General features: G+C 58.1%; 18 protein-coding genes. 11 read left to right on the forward strand and 7 right to left on the reverse strand.

The window, feature by feature from the left end:
* The first annotated feature begins 1 nt into the window (after position 1).
* The 5 genes from B3729_RS13865 (at position 2) to bfr (ending at position 3899) form a co-directional block, all read left to right on the forward strand.
* Positions 2-748, forward strand: coding sequence for a 5-oxoprolinase subunit PxpA (locus B3729_RS13865; RefSeq protein ID WP_286788179.1), 747 nt, complete (start codon positions 2-4; stop codon positions 746-748).
* Positions 745-1425, forward strand: coding sequence for a 5-oxoprolinase subunit B family protein (locus tag B3729_RS13870; protein WP_286788180.1), 681 nt, complete (start codon positions 745-747; stop codon positions 1423-1425). Before B3729_RS13865 ends, B3729_RS13870 begins: the two co-directional genes overlap by 4 nt.
* Complete coding sequence (locus tag B3729_RS13875) at positions 1422-2375, forward strand: biotin-dependent carboxyltransferase family protein (RefSeq protein WP_150346748.1); 954 nt, start codon at positions 1422-1424, stop codon at positions 2373-2375. The genes B3729_RS13870 and B3729_RS13875 overlap by 4 nt, the downstream gene beginning before the upstream one ends.
* 94 nt (positions 2376-2469) lie before the next feature.
* Positions 2470-3363 (forward strand): PA4780 family RIO1-like protein kinase, encoded by an 894-nt coding sequence (locus B3729_RS13880; RefSeq protein ID WP_010795527.1) that lies wholly within the window; start codon positions 2470-2472, stop codon positions 3361-3363.
* 44 nt (positions 3364-3407) lie between these two features.
* Positions 3408-3899, forward strand: a complete 492-nt coding sequence (gene bfr / locus B3729_RS13885; RefSeq protein WP_010795526.1) for a bacterioferritin — start codon at positions 3408-3410, stop codon at positions 3897-3899.
* Positions 3900-3930: 31 nt separating this feature from the next.
* Here bfr and B3729_RS13890 read toward each other — a convergent pair whose 3' ends face one another.
* Together B3729_RS13890 and ada are read right to left on the reverse strand one after the other, a co-directional pair.
* The gene (locus B3729_RS13890; protein WP_010795525.1) at positions 3931-4170 is read right to left on the reverse strand and encodes a hypothetical protein; all 240 of its coding nucleotides are present in this window, start codon (positions 4168-4170) and stop codon (positions 3931-3933) included.
* 25 nt (positions 4171-4195) lie between these two features.
* Positions 4196-5257 (reverse strand): bifunctional DNA-binding transcriptional regulator/O6-methylguanine-DNA methyltransferase Ada, encoded by a 1062-nt coding sequence (ada, locus tag B3729_RS13895; protein WP_286788181.1) that lies wholly within the window; start codon positions 5255-5257, stop codon positions 4196-4198.
* A 186-nt stretch (positions 5258-5443) separates the two neighbouring features.
* Here ada and B3729_RS13900 point away from each other — a divergent pair, with 186 nt between their 5' ends.
* The 5 genes from B3729_RS13900 to B3729_RS13920 all read left to right on the forward strand — a co-directional run bounded on the left by B3729_RS13900 (position 5444) and on the right by B3729_RS13920 (position 10649).
* Positions 5444-6202, forward strand: coding sequence for a substrate-binding periplasmic protein (locus B3729_RS13900; RefSeq protein ID WP_286788182.1), 759 nt, complete (start codon positions 5444-5446; stop codon positions 6200-6202).
* Complete coding sequence (locus B3729_RS13905) at positions 6193-8109, forward strand: GGDEF domain-containing protein (protein WP_286788183.1); 1917 nt, start codon at positions 6193-6195, stop codon at positions 8107-8109. Before B3729_RS13900 ends, B3729_RS13905 begins: the two co-directional genes overlap by 10 nt.
* On the forward strand, positions 8106-8843 hold the full coding sequence (locus B3729_RS13910) for a substrate-binding periplasmic protein (RefSeq protein WP_286788184.1): 738 nt from the start codon (positions 8106-8108) through the stop codon (positions 8841-8843). Before B3729_RS13905 ends, B3729_RS13910 begins: the two co-directional genes overlap by 4 nt.
* Positions 8844-9009: 166 nt before the next feature.
* A complete protein-coding gene (locus B3729_RS13915; protein ID WP_073449899.1) occupies positions 9010-9639 on the forward strand; it encodes a phosphatase PAP2 family protein in 630 nt (209 codons plus the stop codon).
* Between the two features lie 146 nt (positions 9640-9785).
* Positions 9786-10649: an isocitrate lyase/PEP mutase family protein gene (locus tag B3729_RS13920; RefSeq protein ID WP_019364929.1), complete on the forward strand. Its 864-nt coding sequence runs from the start codon at positions 9786-9788 to the stop codon at positions 10647-10649.
* Positions 10650-10726: 77 nt separating this feature from the next.
* Here the strand turns inward: B3729_RS13920 and cyoB are convergent, their stop codons facing one another.
* From cyoB to B3729_RS13940, 4 genes are all read right to left on the reverse strand, one after another.
* Positions 10727-12751 carry a cytochrome o ubiquinol oxidase subunit I gene (gene cyoB / locus B3729_RS13925; RefSeq protein WP_074822539.1) on the reverse strand — a complete coding sequence of 675 codons (2025 nt, stop codon included), beginning with the start codon at positions 12749-12751 and terminating at the stop codon, positions 10727-10729.
* Positions 12752-12938: 187 nt separating this feature from the next.
* On the reverse strand, positions 12939-13349 hold the full coding sequence (gene cueR / locus B3729_RS13930) for a Cu(I)-responsive transcriptional regulator (RefSeq protein ID WP_074822542.1): 411 nt from the start codon (positions 13347-13349) through the stop codon (positions 12939-12941).
* Positions 13346-15745 carry a heavy metal translocating P-type ATPase gene (locus B3729_RS13935; RefSeq protein WP_286788185.1) on the reverse strand — a complete coding sequence of 800 codons (2400 nt, stop codon included), beginning with the start codon at positions 15743-15745 and terminating at the stop codon, positions 13346-13348. Before B3729_RS13935 ends, cueR begins: the two co-directional genes overlap by 4 nt.
* Before the next feature lie 51 nt (positions 15746-15796).
* Positions 15797-16330, reverse strand: a complete 534-nt coding sequence (locus tag B3729_RS13940) for a cytochrome b (RefSeq protein WP_286788186.1) — start codon at positions 16328-16330, stop codon at positions 15797-15799.
* 167 nt (positions 16331-16497) lie between these two features.
* Here B3729_RS13940 and B3729_RS13945 point away from each other — a divergent pair, with 167 nt between their 5' ends.
* Positions 16498-16695, forward strand: coding sequence for a heavy-metal-associated domain-containing protein (locus tag B3729_RS13945; protein WP_010795514.1), 198 nt, complete (start codon positions 16498-16500; stop codon positions 16693-16695).
* On the opposite strand, the gene B3729_RS13950 is transcribed toward B3729_RS13945, so the two are convergent.
* Positions 16674-17306 carry a TetR family transcriptional regulator gene (locus B3729_RS13950; protein ID WP_010795513.1) on the reverse strand — a complete coding sequence of 211 codons (633 nt, stop codon included), beginning with the start codon at positions 17304-17306 and terminating at the stop codon, positions 16674-16676. The two genes, B3729_RS13945 and B3729_RS13950, sit on opposite strands and share 22 nt — an antisense overlap.
* Between the last annotated feature and the right edge of the window lie 77 nt (positions 17307-17383).

Below are 17383 nucleotides of genomic sequence, written 5' to 3' on the forward strand. Positions count from 1 at the left end.
TATGAGCACGCGTATCCTTCTGAATTGCGATATGGGCGAAAGCTTCGGGGCCTGGACGATGGGCGACGATGCTCATGCCATGCCACTGGTAGACCAGGCCAATCTCGCGTGTGGCTTCCATGCTTCGGACCCGCTGACGATGCAGAAGACCGTAGCCCTGGCCGTAAGGCATGGTGTTCGAATCGGTGCTCATCCGGCTTATCCAGACCTGGTCGGCTTTGGCCGCCGGCATATGGTGTGCTCGCCGGAGGAGGTGAAGGCGCTGGTGCTCTATCAGATCGGCGCACTGGATGCCCTCTGCCGCGCAGCAGGAACGACCGTGCAATATGTGAAACCTCACGGCGCCCTGTATAACGATCTGGTGCGTGACGATACCTTGCTCACTGCCGTGCTTGAGGCCTGTTTGCAGTTTCGTGAGGGGCTACCGCTTATGGTGCTCGCCAAGACGGACAACACCCGTGAGCAGCAGCTGGCGGAGAAAGTCGGCGTACCCTTGCTGCGTGAAGCCTTCGCCGACCGCGCCTACATGCCCGACGGGCAATTGGCGCCTCGCCGGGAAACGGGCGCGGTCCATCATGATCCTGAACGTATTCTGTCCCAGGCGATCGCCATTTCCCGCGGGGATGCCTTTCCCGGTTTCGATGGCCAACCCATGTGCCTGACGGCAGACAGCCTGTGTGTCCATGGAGACAACGCCGAGTCACTCGCTGTATTACGTCGCCTGCGGGCGGCTCTGGATGCGGCATGATCCGGATTGAGCCCTACGGCGCCGAGGCGCTGATGTTGACCCTGGCGGATACACCCACGCCCGATCTCCCCGGACGTATTGCCCGTCTGGCCGCTCTGATTGAACACACACTGGGCGACGGTGTGATCGATCTGGTGCCGGGCTGGAACACGTTGCTCATTCACTATGACTTGTTGCGCTACGACCTGACGGACATTCAGGCTCGCGTCACGGCGATCGTCGAGCGGTGGCGCAAGGAGCCGGAAACCGTGCAGAGCTCTTCACGCCGGCATGAAGTGCCCGTCTGGTACTGCGGGCCGGACCTGGAGCCGGTGGCCAAGGCCTGCTCGCTGACGGTCGCGGAATTGATTGCTTTGCATAGCGGACGCGATTATCTGGTCGGTGCCATCGGCTTTGCGCCCGGTTTTGCCTATATGGGCGAGCTGGATGAGCGAATTGTCCTGCCTCGACTGGCCTCACCACGGCCTCGGGTGGAGGCTGGCAGCGTGGCGATTGCCGAGCGCATGACTGCCATCTATCCCCAGGCGTCACCCGCGGGCTGGCATATCCTTGGACTAAGTGCCTGGCCGCTCTTTGACGCACAGGCCGAGCCGCCATGTCCGCTTGCTGTGGGCGATCAGGTTCGGTTCGTTGCGGTTGACGAGGCCGCCTATCGCGCCGCGGGAGGTCAGGTATGAAAGGGTTGAAAGTCATAAAACCGGGGCCGCTGAGCCTGCTGCAGGACGTCGGTCGTTATGGGTGGCGTCATCTGGGCGTATCCACATCAGGTCCGATGGACCGTCAGGCGGCGGCCTGGGCCAATCATCTGCTCGAGAATTCCTATGGCAGTCCGGTCCTGGAAATTGCCCTGGGTGGCGTAGAGCTGGAAGCCCAGGTCGATACCTGGCTGGCGCTGACCGGGGCGCCGCTGGGCGCGACGGTAGATGGACAGACGGTTCCTGCCTGGTCGCGCTTCTGCATGAAGGCCGGGCAGCGGCTGCAATTAGGATTTGCCCAGGCCGGGCAACGCGCTTACCTGGGCGTAGTGGGTGGCTTCAGGGGTAAGACCGTGCTGGGTAGCGTGGCCACACATCGTCGCGAAGGTCTGGGCGGCCTGAATGGCGATGGTCAAGCGTTGCAGGCCGATGACATTCTGGTTTGCAGCCCTGGGCTTGAGGCTTTCGACAAGGCACTGGGTGCGGCGAGCCGCTTCATTCCCGACTACCGCGAGTCTCCGGTGTTGCGTCTGGTCATCGGGGGCGATGGAGAAGCCTTTGCGGTCGAGCAGCGGGATCGGTTCTTTGGTTCATCCTGGCGAATCAGTCCTCAGGCCGATCGCATGGGGATTCGTCTACAGGGCGATGCACCGCTTGCAGCGCCAGTCCGTCAGTGGTCTCTGGGGGTTCTGGCCGGAGCGGTGCAGGTTCCGCCGGAAGGCCAGCCCATTGTGCTCATGGCAGACTGTCAGACCATGGGGGGATATCCGGTCCTCGGCTTTGTGCATCCGCTGGATCTCTGCCGGCTGGCGCAATGCCCCGCCCACCATGAAGTGCGCTTCAGGCCGATCGAGCTAGAGGAGGCCCAGGGTGATCTCAAGCGGTTCTATCGGTTTTTCAAGCACCATGAAATGAACTTATGTGCGGACTAGAGGGTGCCGTTTGTGCGAGTGATTTTTGCTGAGCCGTGCGTCATGACGTATAACGTTATGTAGGTATGGCCAGAAGTGATCAACGTACAAACAGATGAAAACACCCAAGCGCATGGAATCTCTGGTCGAGGACGGCCTGATTGATGAGGTGCTGCGCCCGCTGATGAGCGGCAAGGAGGCCTCCGTATATGTAGTTCGGTGCGGCGACGAGATCCGTTGCGCCAAGGTCTACAAGGAAGCAAACAAGCGCAGCTTTCGTCAGGCGTCCGAGTATCAGGAGGGTCGCAAGGTGCGTAATAGCCGTCAGGCACGCGCCATGGCCAAGAGCACTAAATACGGCAGAAAGGAACGGGAGGAAGCCTGGCAGAATGCCGAGGTTGCCGCCCTGTACCGGCTGGCTGGCGCCGGCGTTCGCGTACCGAAACCGCATGACTTCCTGGACGGCGTCCTGCTGATGGATCTGGTGACGGACGAGCGGGGGGATGCCGCTCCGCGTTTGAATGACGTGACCCTGACGCCCGACGAGGCCCGTGAATATCATGAGCTGATGATCCGGCAGGTGGTGCTTATGTTGTGTGCCGGACTGGTACACGGCGACTTGTCCGAATTCAACGTGTTGTTGGCGACCGATGGGCCGATGATCATTGACCTCCCTCAGGCAATCGATGCGGCGGGCAACAACCATGCCTTCCGTATGCTCGCCCGTGATGTGGAAAACATGGCCCAGTATTTTGGGCGTTTTGCGCCTGAGCTGAAGCAGACCCGGTATGCACCGGAGATGTGGGCGCTTTATCAGAAGGGCGAGCTATACCCGCACACCCCGCTTACGGGCATCTATGCTGAACCCGAGGGGCAGACCGATGTTTCATCCGTCATGCGCGAAATCGAAGATGCCCGGCGCGAAGAGGCACGTCGCCAAGCGGCTCGTAAAGAGGCCGAGGCACCGTCGTCCAGCGATGAGCCTCCACCCCCGCCATGGCTGAGCTGAGCCTGATGTTCGGCCCGGTGCGATCATTTTATTAGGTAGTAACCATGAAAGGTCATACGCAAGTCATTGATTATCTAAAGGACCTGCTCCGTGGTGAGCTGGCCGCACGCGATCAGTACTTCATCCATTCCCGTATGTATGAAGACTGGGGGTATCTGCGCCTTTACGAGCGCATCAACCATGAAATGGAAGAGGAAACCCAACATGCAGATGCCCTGCTGCGTCGTATCCTCTTTTTGGAAGGGCAGCCGGACATGCGCCCCAAGGACATCAATGTAGGCCATACAGTGCCGGACATGCTGCGCAGCGATCTGGCGCTGGAATACGAAGTGCGTGAGGCACTGGCCCAAGGCGTTGCGCTGTGTAACAGCGTGGGTGATTTCGTCAGTCGTGAAATCCTGGTGGCACAGCTTGAAGACACCGAGGAAGACCACGCCTATTGGCTGGAGCAACAGCTGCGCCTGATTGACAAGCTGGGGCTGGAAAATTACCTGCAATCCCAAATGAAGGCCGGCGAGCCTTCCGAGGCGGTATAGCGCGCCTGGTTATGAGGCGCAATACAGCGCCTCAGGCCACTTCCTGAATACAGACATCACTCAGCCCAACCTCAACGGCACGTCGCTCGATGCTAGGCTGAGCATGCAGCTCCCAAGGGGCATCCACCACACCGGTGGGCTCGGGGACATGCTTGATCAGTAGCTGCATGATGGCCTGCTCCTGAGTGATGGGTTCAAAACTCTCCATCTGTTCTTCGAGCGGCTCGCCATTAAAGCGGTAGTGAATGGCGTAACGGTGCAGGTTATGCATAACGATCTCCTTGAAGGGCCTGTACCTAGATGGACCGCGGCGGCGCCTTACTCGTTTCAATCATTTCGGCCTCGCGCTTGAGTAGCGTCTCCTTGCGCGCAACGCCCCAGCGATAACCGGTCAACGCTCCGCTGGCGCCGATGACGCGATGACAAGGCACCAGCAGGCCCAGGGTGTTACTGGCACAGGCGCGGGCAATGGCGCGTGGATGACTGTCCAGTTCTACAGCAAGCTCTCCGTAGCGCCGGGTCTCGCCGGGCGGGATCTGCATGAGGGCCTGCCAGACCCGTTGCTGAAAGGCACTACCCTGCATATCCAGCGGCAGGGCATGCACCTGGGTCGGCTTATCGAGCTGAGCATGGACATGGGCAAGCTCATCGGCCAGGGCGGCGTCGTCATGCTCGCAATGGGCGGCGGCAAAGCGCTTGGCCAATTCCCGTTTAAGCGCTGATGCCTCGTCCCCAAACAATACGGCGCAGAGGCCACGGGAGGTCTTGGCGACTAATACCAGCCCAAGTGAACAGACAGCAATGCCATAACGGATGTGTTCTCCCGCACCCTTGCGCCGACGTTGCGCCAGCGCCAGGGCGTTGGGCTGTTCATAGACAGCGCGGCTGCTGCCATACCCACTGGCTAGCGCAGCTTCCAGAACAGTCTCCGCTCGAGGCAGGTTGGCCTGCAGACGCTGCTGGCGACGGGCTTCAGCCCAGGCGCGGGGTGTAAGCCCGGTACGCTGTTTGAACAACCGGGCCAGATGCGAGGGTGAAAGCCCAATGCGCGAGGCCAGTTGATCCAGGGAGAGCGGCTGCTCGGCCTGGTCGAGCAGGGCACATGCGGCCTGAATCAAGGCGTCCTGCTGCTTAACGGGGCTTTCCCGGTCCGGCTGACAGCGTTTACAGGCGCGATACCCGGCTGCTTCTGCCTCGCGTGGCGTTGTGTAGAACGTCACACGTTCCTGACGAGGACGACGGGCAGGGCAGGAGGGGCGGCAATAGATGCCAGTGGTCTGGACCGCAAACACGAATCGGCCGTCATGGGCCGTATCGCGGGTACAGACGGCATTCCAGCAGAGGTCGATGTCGAGCATGGCGGGGATCTCATCTCGTCAGGGTTTGGATGATTGTCGGCTTCCAGGCCGCGGTGGGCAATCCGATTCACGCTTTCAAATCCGTACAGGCACGCTCCGTCCGAGACGAATAAAGATTTGTATCACTCGAGCGATACCCTCTCACAGTTAACACGAAACTAGCCTCTGGGCTTCTGGGACCAGGCAATGAGCCAGATCAAGACCGCACTGTTTTTTCTGACGCTTCTCATGGGCGGTCTGCAACCTGTTCAGGCCCACGAGGTAGCGCTGCGCGTCGTGACTGAAGAGCTGCCGCCTTACAACATGACCATTTCCGGCAAGCTGACCGGCTTTAGTACAGAAGTTGTAGAAGCTGTATTGGTCCAGGCCGGACTCAACGGGGCCTTTCAGTCAATGCCCTGGGCCCGCGCCTACGAGACGGCGCTGCACGATGAAAATGTCCTGATTTATTCGATTGCCCGTACACCCCAGCGGGACGGGCTATTCAAATGGGTTGGCGTCATTGCTCCAGCTCAATGGGGGCTATTCAGTGACCGTACGCGAAATATTTCTCTTAATGCACTTGAGGATGCCAGGCGCTATCAGATCGCTACGGTACATGGTGATGTAGGTGAACAGTATTTGCAGTCCCGCGGCTTTTGCGTGGGACTGAACCTGCAATCCAGCAATACCTATGCGCAAAACTACCAGAAGCTCAAGCGTGGACGGGTGGACCTGTGGGTCGCCAATGCCGTTATGGCCAAGTATCTGGCACGGCAGGCAGGTGAACCGTTTGATGACACCGTGACTCAGGTTTATCCACTGACCGATATCGGACGCAACGAAGGGCTGTATATGGCTTTCAGCACCCGGACGCCCGATGAAGTAGTCGCCCGAGCCCGAGAAGGGTTCGAGCAGATCAAGCGTAACGGTATCTATGAGGCATTGAAAAAGAAATGGCTGTAGATACCGATAATACTCATGCAGAGCTGCCGGAGCACTGGCAGCAGGGACGACACTCGCTGGGCTGGCGTCTGGTAGTTGTCACGCTGGGGTTCTGTTTTTTTTTCACGCTGATCACCGTTGGGGTTCGTACCTGGGCGGTGTGGCACGAGAATGTCCATCAAATGGACATTGAGTTGGGGCTGATCGAGCAGGTCTACCAGCGCACCCTGACCAAGGCCATCTGGGACATGGATCAGGAGTCGGTCGAGGCGCATCTGGACAGTGCCGTTCATATCGCGTCGGTGGCGCGCGTGCAGCTGACCGTCTTTTCCGCTCAGCAAACGCCGATCGTTCAGGTGCGCTCCCGTACCGGATGGATCGAGTCAAACCTGGCTCCGATGCGCCAGGTTCCTCTGGTCTTTTCACCGTACGCCGGGAGTAGGGAGACTGTTGGGGCGCTGAGACTCTATGGCAATGAAGAGCTGCTTTGGTCTGAACTGAAATCGGTCGTGGTGTCAATCGTCGGGTTCCAGCTCCTGCAATCCATGCTGCTGGCCGGCCTGATCATTCTTATGTTCAGCCGTCTGGTCACGGTACATATCCGGCGTATTGCGCTTCACTTGGCTGAGTTGAGCCCCGAGCGGCTTCACCTTCCCTTACGGCTTTTTCGTTCTGCCAGGCGCGAGGACGAATTGACCCTGTTGGTACAGGGGATCAATCAGCTACAGAACAACCTGTCCGGGTATCTGGGGCGGCAACATGTGTACGAAAAGGAGCTGGCCGCGCACCGGGATCAGTTGGCCGAGCGCGTACAGGCCCGTACGGCGGAGTTGCAACGCCTGACCGAGGCGCAGCACATGGTGCTGTTGTTGTCTAATCGGCTTATCCGTGCGCCGTATGAGCGGCTGGAGCTGTATCAGCAGTCCTGCCTGAGCGAAGTGGCCCAGCGCCTGGGGGCCTGTTATGCCCTTTGGTATATCCGTGAGGAGTCGGGCATTTATTTTCGTCTGGCCATGCATTGGTGCTGTGAAACTCACGCCGTCCCGGAAAACCAGATCACCGCAGCGCAGCTGGCGCATCTGGAGGTACTTCTTGATCAGGGCGAGCCGGTTACGTTCACTTCCGGCAAGGCGCTTACCGATGTGCTGTCAGCGTATGGTGCTGTCGCCTTCCAATTATTGAATGCCGAAGCCACTGCATTTGTCCCGGTAGGAGCTGGCGATGAGCAGCTGGGTTTTCTGGTGTTCATTCGCAAGCAGGTTACCGACGTCTGGCAACCCGATGAGCACGCTTTGTTGGCCATGACGGCGCAAATGCTGTTGCACAGCACCCGGCATCGCGTGCAGCTGGGCGACATCATGCAAACCCAGGAGGCGTTGCGGGAAGCCAATGCTCAGTTGAAAGCACTTTCGCGGAGCGACCCGCTGACGGGGTTGCCCAACCGGCGGCATTTCGATGAGGTCAAGGACGTTGAGTTCAGCCGTGCTCAGCGTTCAGGCCAACCCCTGTCCGTGCTGATGTGCGACATCGACTACTTCAAGCGCTACAACGACACCTATGGCCATGCCCAGGGGGATGAGTGTCTGCGCCTGGTGGCGGCGGCCATGAAGACCAGCATTGCGCGGGCGGGTGATCTGGTCGCGCGCCTGGGTGGGGAAGAGTTCGCTGTTCTGCTGCCGGCTACAGACAAGGCTGCGGCGTACCTCTTGGCAGAGCGATTGCGTCAGGCTGTCTGTGACTTGGCTATTCCCCATGACGAATCGTCTGTCGCACCCATCGTCACCCTGAGCATCGGACTGGCCACGTTCGAAGCAGGCATTTCCAGCACCTTTCATGAGCTGCTCGAACTGGCTGATCGATCCTTGTACCAGGCGAAAGGGGATGGTCGTAATCGGGTGGTGAGCGCCACATTCAGGGAGACGTTATGAAAATCGGAAAATGGATGGCACTGCTGGCGGGGATGGTTGTTAATCATGTCATGGCCGAGCCGATTCAGGTGGTTACCGAAGAAAGCCAGTTCATTACAGTCAAAAATGGGCGTATTGGAGGGACGGCAACAGAGGTCGTTGAGCTCACGTTGAGCCGGGCCGGGCAGACGGACTACAGGATTGGTCTTTACCCTTGGGCAAGGGCCTACGATATCGCGACCAACCAGCCAAACGTTCTTATCTATCTGGTTGCCCGAACACCGCAGCGTGAATCCTTATTCAAATGGGTAGGGCATGTAACGAGCATGCAATATTACTTTTACAAGCTGAAGTCCCGTACGGATATTGATCCGCAGAGCCTGGAGGATGCGCGGCAATACAGCGTAGGTGTGATGCGTGATGATTTCCGGCATCAGTATCTACTGCACCATGGGTTTTCCCGGTTGGTGATATCGGCTGGGGTTGAAGAGAACTTTCAAAAGCTCATCAATGGACAGGTGCAGCTGGCACCGCTGACGGAAAGCAGCGCCGCCCACGAGTGCGCCCGAAAGCATTTTGACTGTACCGAACTGGAACAGGTTGCAGCGCTAGGTACCATTGAGGCGGAACTGTACATGGCTTATAGCGTGGCAACGGATGATGCTGTCGTGGAAAGCACCCGCACCGCCTTCGGACAGCTCCAGCAGGAAGGTGTTGTCGACAAGATCATTGGTACGCTCACGAACAACCATTGAGAAACCTGCTCGCTGCATTACGAATTGATGCAGGTCTCGTCTTTACCGTAACGCATTGCCGGTTATTTGCAGGAATACACACCTTGGCAATCCGGTGATCACTTGCGCCGACATGCCGTTATCCTAGGGTGTCTGAGGGTTGTTTTTGTAATTAAGGGATTGAGCAATGCAGGCTTTGACAACCATTACCAATTTTGGTGATTCCTCGGTCATGTTGCCGTGCGCATTCATTATTGCTCTATGGCTGTGGCTTGGCGCTTCACGCCGTACGGCACTGCTCTGGCTGTCGTTGTTTGGTGGGGCATGCCTGCTGGTAGCAATTTCCAAGATGGCTTTCTTTGGCTGGGGTATTGGCATCCGCGCCTACGACTTCACCGGCTTTAGTGGACACTCCATGCTGGCCTGCAGTGTCATACCGGTTCTGTTCTGGCTGTTGGCAGCCAAGGCCCGGTCTGTCGTGCGCTGGGTCTGTGCCGGAGCCGGGGCGCTCTTCGCCCTCGCGATTGCGGTCACCCGAATCAAGTTGGGGTTTCACTCGGTTTCCGAAGTGGTTACCGGGGTGCCGATCGGCTTTGCAGCCAGTGGTGTCTTTCTCTGGCTCATGCGTGATCGAGCGGTGGTGGTGAAATCAAACCTGGCTGTCATTGCCAGCCTGCTGGCCCCCTTGCTGGTGCTCTATGGGCTCAATGCACCAACCCAGCATTTCATGGAGGATGTCGCAACCAAGCTGGCCAACGGTGCGAACCCCTATACGCGTGCTCATCAGCGTGCAGGTGTTAAGCCGATAGGCGATTAGACCTTAGTAGGGTGTATGATGGTGCATCCCGAGGAGTGACAGCTGCCATGGAGCAATCTTCTCCCGTACAGCTGTCATAGAAGCATAGATGGTGCGCTCGTGTGTCATCGGCTTCGAATCCATCAGCCCTGTCCAATGGAGGTCTTATGGCCACACCTTCGCAGCATGAGTTGCGAAAGCAGTTTCGTGCATTGCTTGAATCCAATAAGTGCTATGACGTTGGTTCGGTATTCGATCCGATGTCTGCCCGCATCGCGGCCGATCTAGGCTTCGAAATGGGTATCCTGGGTGGATCTGTCGCATCGCTCCAGGTTCTGGCTGCACCTGACTTTTCCCTTATTACCTTAAGCGAATTCGTTGAGCAGGCGACCCGTATCGGTCGTGTTGCGACACTGCCCATCATTGCCGACGCCGATCATGGCTACGGTAATGCCCTGAACGTCATGCGTACCATCGTCGAGCTTGAGCGCGCCGGTGTGGCAGCCTTGACCATCGAAGACACCCTGCTGCCTGCCCAGTATGGTCGCAAGTCCACCGACCTGATTCCACTGGATGAAGCTGTTGGCAAGATCCAGGCCGCTCTGGCAGCCCGTATCGATCCGGCACTAAGCGTGTTTGCCCGGACCAATGCCGGTGTCTTGAGCGTTGAGAAAACCATCGAGCGCGCCCGCGCCTATCAGGATGCAGGCGCCGATGGTATCTGCATGGTGGGTATCAAGGACTTCGATCATCTGGAGCAGATTTCGCAGCACCTGAGCGTGCCGCTGATGCTGGTTGCCTATGGCAATCCTGAGCTGCGTGATTTCGAGCGTCTGGCCAGCCTGGGCGTGCGTATCGTTCTAAATGGCCATGCGGCCTATTTCGCCGCTATCAAGGCCACCTACGACTGCCTGCGTGAACAGCGCGGCATCCATGCTTCCGACCTGAGTGCTTCCGAACTCTCGACGAAGTATTCCACGCTTGATGAGTACCGTGTCTGGGCACGTGACTACATGAACGTGAAAGAGTAAGGCGCTTCTTCGCGTCCCGACTCCAGTGAGCCCGACTGCCTGCTGAACGGAGAACTTCCACTCAGCAGGCGGGCCGCTTAAACCATCGTATACGCCTTGGGCGATGCCGCATCCTCCTGACTCACCCCCGTACACTGCTCCCGCTGCGCCTTGTGCGCTTCCTCCATGCGGGCCACATCTGCAGCCTTGATGTAGTAGCCGTGATCGTCCTTGAAGCTATGCAGGATGGCAGTGGCAATCATGCCGATAAATCCCAGTATGGCCATCCACCAGATGTACCAGATCAGACCAAAGCCCAGCACAAAGCTGAATCCGGCGATGATCAGCCCGGCGCCGGTGTTGCTCGGCATGTGGATATCCTTGTAATCCGCTTGGTGCTTTTCCCTGACGCCATGCTCTTTCATGTCCAGATAGGCATCGATGCCATGGACTTCCGGCAGCTCGGCAAAGTTATACGGAGCTGGAGGCGAGGCTGTGGACCATTCCAGCGTACGGGCATCCCACGGATCGCCGGTCAGGTCCTTATTGTGGGCGCGCTGGTGAATGCTGACGAGCAGCTGGGCTATCTGGCAGATGATGCCGCACAGGATAGTCAGGGCACCGACAGCTGCCACGATCAGCCAGGGATGCCAGTCTGGATTGGCATAATGGTTGAGGCGGCGCGTCATGCCCATGAAGCCCAGCACATAAAGCGGCATGAAGGCCAGGTAGAAGCCGACCACCCAGAAAAACAAGGCATAGCGGCCAAGCCTTTCGTTCAGGGTGAAGCCAAACATTTTGGGAAACCAGTAGGTGATGCCGGCAAAGTAGCCGAACAAGGCGCCGCCAATGATTACGTTGTGGAAGTGGGCCACCAGGAACAGGCTGTTGTGCAGGACGAAATCAGCCCCCGGGACGGCCAGCAGCACGCCGGTCATGCCACCGATGGTAAAGGTTACGATGAAGGCAACGGTCCACAGCATCGGGGTAGTGAACTGAATCCGCCCCTTGTACATGGTGAAGAGCCAGGTAAAGATCTTTACGCCGGTTGGAATGGCAATGATGCTGGTGGCAATGCCAAAGAATGCGTTGACGTTAGCTCCTGAGCCCATCGTGAAGAAGTGGTGCAGCCACACGAGAAACGAGAGCACTGTGATGGCCACCGTAGCCCAGATCATCATGTTGTAGCTGAACAGGCGCTTGCGGGTAAACGTCGCGGTCACTTCGGAGAACACACCAAACGCCGGCAGAATCAGGATGTACACCTCGGGATGGCCCCAGGCCCAGATGAGGTTCACGTACATCATGGCGTTGCCGCCCAGCTCATTGGTGAAAAAGTGCATTCCCAGATAGCGGTCCAGACTCAGTAGCCCCAGGGTTACGGTCAGGATCGGGAAGGCTGCCAGAATCAGCACGCTGGTACAAAAGGCCGTCCAGGTAAAGATCGGCATTTTCATCAACGTCATGCCGGTGGTACGCATCTTCAGGATCGTGACGAAGAAATTGAGGCCGGTCAGGAGCGTGCCGAGGCCTGAGATCTGTAAGCTCCAGATGTAGTAGTCCACGCCAACGCCAGGGCTGTACTTGATCCCGGAGAGCGGCGGATAGGCGACCCAGCCCGTCTTGGCGAACTCGCCCAGGCCGAGCGACAGGTTGACCAGTACTGCTCCGACAACGAACAGCCAGAAACTGAGCGAGTTGAGGAACGGGAAGGCCACGTCACGTGCACCAATCTGCAGCGGTACCACCACGTTCATCAGGCCGACCACCAACGGCATGGCTACGAAAAAAATCATGATCACGCCATGGGCGGTAAAGATCTGATCGTAGTGATGCGGGGGCAGGTAGCCCTCTGCGCCACCCGCCGCAATGGCCTGCTGGGCGCGCATCATGATTGCATCCGAGAACCCCCGAAGCAGCATTACCATGGCGACGATGATATACATCACGCCGATTCGCTTGTGATCGACCGAGGTCAGCCACTCCGACCACAGCCAGCGCCACTTGCGAAAATAGGTGAGTGCACCCACAGAGGAGAGGGCCACCAGAATAATGAAGCCGATGGCGCCCATGATAATAGGTTCATGAATCGGAATGTCCGATACACTGAATCTTCCGTACATTCGCGTTGCTCCTCCAATGTAACTAGGCGTAATGACCTGAACGCTGGAGATTTCGTTAGTTCCACTCAATACCCTATCAAACTCGCCTCAGGTCTTTTTGCAGGTCTGTGTCTAGGGTGAGGCTCAACGAATATTGGCGGCACGAAGCGAAAAGAGCGCATGCCTTCAGTGCTGGTCCTGGTATCGCTCAAGAACTGCAATGTCGACAGGACGCTTTGCCCAGCGAGTCCAGAATGGCGCATTCAGGATGTTCGTTGCCCGGGCATTGATCCACCAACTGTTGAAGAGTGTCACGCAGGCTCGCCAGTTCAGCGATCTTGCGGTTCAGCTCATCCACATGGGCGCTGGCCAGGGCCTTGACCTCGGCGCTGGAGCGGTGTCGATCACGCCAGAGCCCTAGGAGCCTGCCGACTTCCTCAAGCGAAAATCCCAGGTCTCGTGAGCGCTTGATAAAGGCCAGCGTTTCCAGATCACTGGTGCGGTACTGTCGATAACCACTGGCGCTGCGCCCGGCTGGGTCCAGCAACCCGATGTTTTCGTAGTACCGGAGCATCTTGGGGGTAAGCCCGCTTGCACGGGCGGCTTGGCTGATGTTCATGACTGACTCATCTTCTCTGGTTGCCAACGTTTGAGCAGTAAAGCGTTACTGACAACGCTCACGCTGGAAAAGGCCATAGCAGCCCCGGCGAAGACCGGGTCAAGCAGGCCAAACGCCGCCAGCGGAATACCAATGACGTTGTAAATAAAGGCCCAGAACAGATTCTGGCGGATCTTGCGATACGTACGACGGCAGATATCCAGCGCCCCTGGCACCAATGCCGGGTCGCCACGCAACAGGGTAATCCCGGCGGCATGCATGGCGACATCCGTCCCGCTGCCCATGGCGATACCCACATCGGCGGCCGCCAGGGCGGGTGCGTCGTTTATCCCGTCACCCACCATCGCCACACAGCGGCCTTGCGACCTGAGCTGCTGTACGACCGCGGCCTTGTCGGCTGGCAGCACTTGGGCATGAACGTCTCGAATACCGGTCTGCCGTGCAACAACCCTTGCGCTGCCTTCGGTATCACCTGTGATCAGATGGCTGCTGATATGGTGTTTTTCAAGCGTGGCAATCGCATGACCCGTTCCCGGCTTGAGCTCATCGCCAAAGGCCAGAAGGGCCAGTACTTTTGGCTCGGGCTGCTGCTCAATCAGCCAGGAAAGCGTGCGACCTTCTTCTTCCCAGACGTTGGCCTGAGCGATAAGCGGACCTTTATCAAGCCCCAGCTCATGGAGCAATCGCCCGTTAGCCAACGCCAACTGCCGGTGGTCGATCTGGCCCTGAATACCGCGCCCCGGCAGGGCGCGGATATTCTGCGCAGCAGGTGCGTCCAGCAGGTTCTGCTCGCAGGCAGTGAGAACGGCCTGAGCCAAAGGATGTTCGCTACCGCGTTGCAGGCGGGCCGACAGGGCAAGTGCCTCTTTCTCACTTACGGTATCTGTCGCCAGATGAATCAGGCGAGGCTGCCCTGAGGTCAGTGTACCGGTCTTGTCAAAGGCAGCGGTATCCACGGCATGGGCTATTTCCAGCGTCTGCGCATCCTTGATTAGGATGCCGTGGCGTGCCGCGACGCCTGTTCCTGCCATAATGGCCGTAGGCGTAGCCAACCCCAGGGCGCAGGGGCAGGCAATCACCAGAACGGCGACGGCATTGATGAGCGATGTTTCCCAGCCTGCGCCTGCCAGCAGCCAGCCAACCAGCGTCAACAACGCGATACCCAGCACGACGGGGACGAACACCTCACTGACGCGATCGACCAGTCGTTGAATGGGCGCCTTGGCGGCCTGGGCGTCCTCTACCAGCCGAATGATGCGCGACAGAACGCTTTCATTGCCTAATGCGGTTATGCGAACCGTCAGCATACCCTCGCCATTGATGGAGCCTCCCGTGACACGATCACCCGGTCCTTTGGCCACTGGACGGCTTTCTCCACTGATCAAGGCTTCATCGGCGTAGCTGTCTCCAGACTCCACGAGACCATCGACGGGTATCCGTTCACCGGGACGGATACGTACCCGATCGTCTATCTTGAGCTCCGCCAGACTGACCTCCTGCTCCAGTCCGTCGTTGGATAACCTAAAAGCCCGTTCCGGTCGCAAGGCTTGCAAGGCACGGATGGCATCACCGGTCTGCTGCTTAGCGCGGCTTTCCAGATATTTACCCAAGCGGACCAAGGCGATGACCACGGCAGCCGCCTCGAAATACAGGTGCGGCATGCTGTTGGACGGGGCGCTCCACCACTGGTACAGGCTAAGGCCGTAGGCTGCGCTGGTGCCAAGGGCAACCAACAAGTCCATATTGCCGGAGCGAGCCCGCACAGCTTTCCATGCAGCCACATAAAAGCGCGCGCCCAGCAGAAACTGAACGGGTGTTGCCAATACAAACTGCACCCAAGGCGGCAACATGGCATGAATACCCAGCGGCTGCAGCAGCATCGGCACAATAAGGGGAAGGGCCAATAACAAGGCGAGTATCAGGGCACCGCGTTCCCGGGCCAAACGCGGCCCAGCCGTTTTGTCATCATGGGTGGTAGCAAGTCGGGCCTCATACCCCGCCTTGCCGATGGCGGCCAGGAGCAGGCTCGAATCTGTTCCCGGTATCAGCTCGACATGGGCCTGTTCGGAGGCCAGGTTCACGCTTACGGTATTGACGCCCGGAACCTTGCGCAGCGCGCGCTCGACCCGGTTGACGCAACTGGCGCAGGTCATGCCGGTGATATCAAGTTCGAGCGAGTCGGTAGGAACGCTATATCCTGCGCGCGTAATGGCTTGCTGCAAGATAGGAAGCGATCCCTCTGGTGCGTGGACCCGGACACGCTCATTGGCCAGATTGACGCTGGCGTTTTCCACACCTTCAACTTTTCTGAGCGCACGCTCCACCCGGCCGGCGCAGGCCGCGCATGTCATGCCGTGTACGGGTAGATCGAATTCGGTCATGGTTAATCTCCTCATCACAGGATAGAGGATCAACCTTGACCTCGTGTTAAGGTCAAGCCCTGCCGATCAATCCTTGATCAGGGGCAACATGCCGGGCAATACACGGTCCCGACGCGCCACGTAGTGCCAGATCGCCATGCTGGCATGTCCTAGGATCAACAGGATAAACGCATACTGCACGGTGACATGAACCTGCTTGGCTGCACTGCGAAGCGCTTCAGGCAAGGGCAGGGGGCCAAAGCTGAACAACCAGAAGTAGTTGACAGGGCGAACGCTGAAGATAAGCCCTGTGATGGGCATGAGAAAAAGCAGCGCATACAGCACCGCATGCCCCAGCTTGGCCAGTTTCTGCTGAAGCACGGCATCCGGCGGCAACAGGGCTGGTGAGCCATGTTTGAAGCGAACCAGCAAGCGGATCACGGTCAGAGCCAGAACGGTAATGCCCAGCGATTTATGCAGGGTGAAGACATCGGCTCCGCTGCCCAGTAGCCCACTGAAAAAATCTTCGAAGTAGGGAAGGGAAATGATGAGGATGACCAGAGGGGCCGTTAGCCAATGCAAAAGAATCTGTGCATTCGAATAACGCGGCAGTGTAGCCATGAGCGAGTCCCTATCCGCACGGTGTAGTGGTGATAGGCCGTTCTTCCGAAAGGGCAAGGCGACCTTTCGCAATAATAGGTGACTTACCGTGCTAACAGAAGCTGTCGGACTTGACCTTGACCTCGTGGGAAGGTTGAGAATGAAATTTTCCCGTCAGGAGATACCCCATGCATACCTTTAATGTACAAGGCATGAGCTGTGGCCACTGCGTCAAGGCGGTTACCCAGGCGATCACCGCATTGGACGCATCGGCCAGGGTCGACGTGGATCTGCCAACCGGCAAAGTCACGGTAGACAGTCGCGAAGCTCCCGAGCCGCTGCTGGAGGCGATTCGCGAAGAAGGTTATTCCGCTGAAATCGCCTGATCCCAGTCCCGCACCAGGCCCCGGAAGAGGATATCGAACATTGCGGTCGAATCCTTGACCGGGTCAAACAGGCCGGGGTCGCGCAGCCAGTCGCTGATCAGGCCAATGAACATCGAATGCACGGCAAAGGCAGCCATGCGAGGCGTGACGCCCGGTTGCAGCCGCTTTTCCTGATGCTTCCATAGCTGCTCGCACAAACCTATGAACTGTGAAATAAAGGCGTTATTGCGCTCCTCGGCCTCCCGCAACTCGTCGGTAAATTCACAGCGATGCAGCAGAATGGTCATGACCCGGCGACTGCGCTCATCCTGAGTCAGCCGGTGCATGCCGTTCACACAGACATCTTTCAAGGAAATAATCGGATCTCGTCCCTGACAACCGCAGAGTTGCTGATTAAGCACTTCCATGGGAGTACGAACCTCGTTGAGCATCTCATGGAACAGATGTGCCTTGTTCTGGAAGTGCCAATACACAGCGCCACGTGTGACTCCGCATTCACGAGCTATCATCTCAAGGCTAGTATGCGCCACGCCATTGGCGAGAAAGAGCTGTTCAGCGGCCTCAATGATGTCGCGTCGGGTCTGCTCGGCTTCTTCTTTGGTTCTGCGCATAAGGTTCGTATGAAAATCAAGGATTAAAACGATAGTTTAACGGTTGGCCGTGTATTTACAAACATTGTTGTATGTAA

The organism is Pseudomonas sp. UBA3149 (assembly GCF_002364655.1).
In the GTDB taxonomy this organism is placed as follows: domain Bacteria; phylum Pseudomonadota; class Gammaproteobacteria; order Pseudomonadales; family Pseudomonadaceae; genus Chryseomonas; species Chryseomonas luteola.

What these genes read in the sequence shown, in the direction of transcription:
- B3729_RS13920 (WP_019364929.1), top strand. Translation starts at nt 9,786, where the DNA reads ATGGCCACACCTTCGCAGCATGAGTTGCGAAAGCAGTTTCGTGCATTG.
- cyoB (WP_074822539.1), bottom strand. Translation starts at nt 12,751, where the DNA reads ATGTACGGAAGATTCAGTGTATCGGACATTCCGATTCATGAACCTATT.
- B3729_RS13940 (WP_286788186.1), bottom strand. Translation starts at nt 16,330, where the DNA reads ATGGCTACACTGCCGCGTTATTCGAATGCACAGATTCTTTTGCATTGG.
- B3729_RS13950 (WP_010795513.1), bottom strand. Translation starts at nt 17,306, where the DNA reads ATGCGCAGAACCAAAGAAGAAGCCGAGCAGACCCGACGCGACATCATT.
- B3729_RS13910 (WP_286788184.1), top strand. Translation starts at nt 8,106, where the DNA reads ATGAAAATCGGAAAATGGATGGCACTGCTGGCGGGGATGGTTGTTAAT.
- B3729_RS13915 (WP_073449899.1), top strand. Translation starts at nt 9,010, where the DNA reads ATGCAGGCTTTGACAACCATTACCAATTTTGGTGATTCCTCGGTCATG.
- ada (WP_286788181.1), bottom strand. Translation starts at nt 5,257, where the DNA reads ATGCTCGACATCGACCTCTGCTGGAATGCCGTCTGTACCCGCGATACG.
- B3729_RS13900 (WP_286788182.1), top strand. Translation starts at nt 5,444, where the DNA reads ATGAGCCAGATCAAGACCGCACTGTTTTTTCTGACGCTTCTCATGGGC.
- B3729_RS13905 (WP_286788183.1), top strand. Translation starts at nt 6,193, where the DNA reads ATGGCTGTAGATACCGATAATACTCATGCAGAGCTGCCGGAGCACTGG.
- B3729_RS13945 (WP_010795514.1), top strand. Translation starts at nt 16,498, where the DNA reads ATGCATACCTTTAATGTACAAGGCATGAGCTGTGGCCACTGCGTCAAG.
- B3729_RS13875 (WP_150346748.1), top strand. Translation starts at nt 1,422, where the DNA reads ATGAAAGGGTTGAAAGTCATAAAACCGGGGCCGCTGAGCCTGCTGCAG.
- B3729_RS13935 (WP_286788185.1), bottom strand. Translation starts at nt 15,745, where the DNA reads ATGAGGAGATTAACCATGACCGAATTCGATCTACCCGTACACGGCATG.
- cueR (WP_074822542.1), bottom strand. Translation starts at nt 13,349, where the DNA reads ATGAACATCAGCCAAGCCGCCCGTGCAAGCGGGCTTACCCCCAAGATG.
- B3729_RS13880 (WP_010795527.1), top strand. Translation starts at nt 2,470, where the DNA reads ATGAAAACACCCAAGCGCATGGAATCTCTGGTCGAGGACGGCCTGATT.
- B3729_RS13865 (WP_286788179.1), top strand. Translation starts at nt 2, where the DNA reads ATGAGCACGCGTATCCTTCTGAATTGCGATATGGGCGAAAGCTTCGGG.
- B3729_RS13890 (WP_010795525.1), bottom strand. Translation starts at nt 4,170, where the DNA reads ATGCATAACCTGCACCGTTACGCCATTCACTACCGCTTTAATGGCGAG.
- B3729_RS13870 (WP_286788180.1), top strand. Translation starts at nt 745, where the DNA reads ATGATCCGGATTGAGCCCTACGGCGCCGAGGCGCTGATGTTGACCCTG.
- bfr (WP_010795526.1), top strand. Translation starts at nt 3,408, where the DNA reads ATGAAAGGTCATACGCAAGTCATTGATTATCTAAAGGACCTGCTCCGT.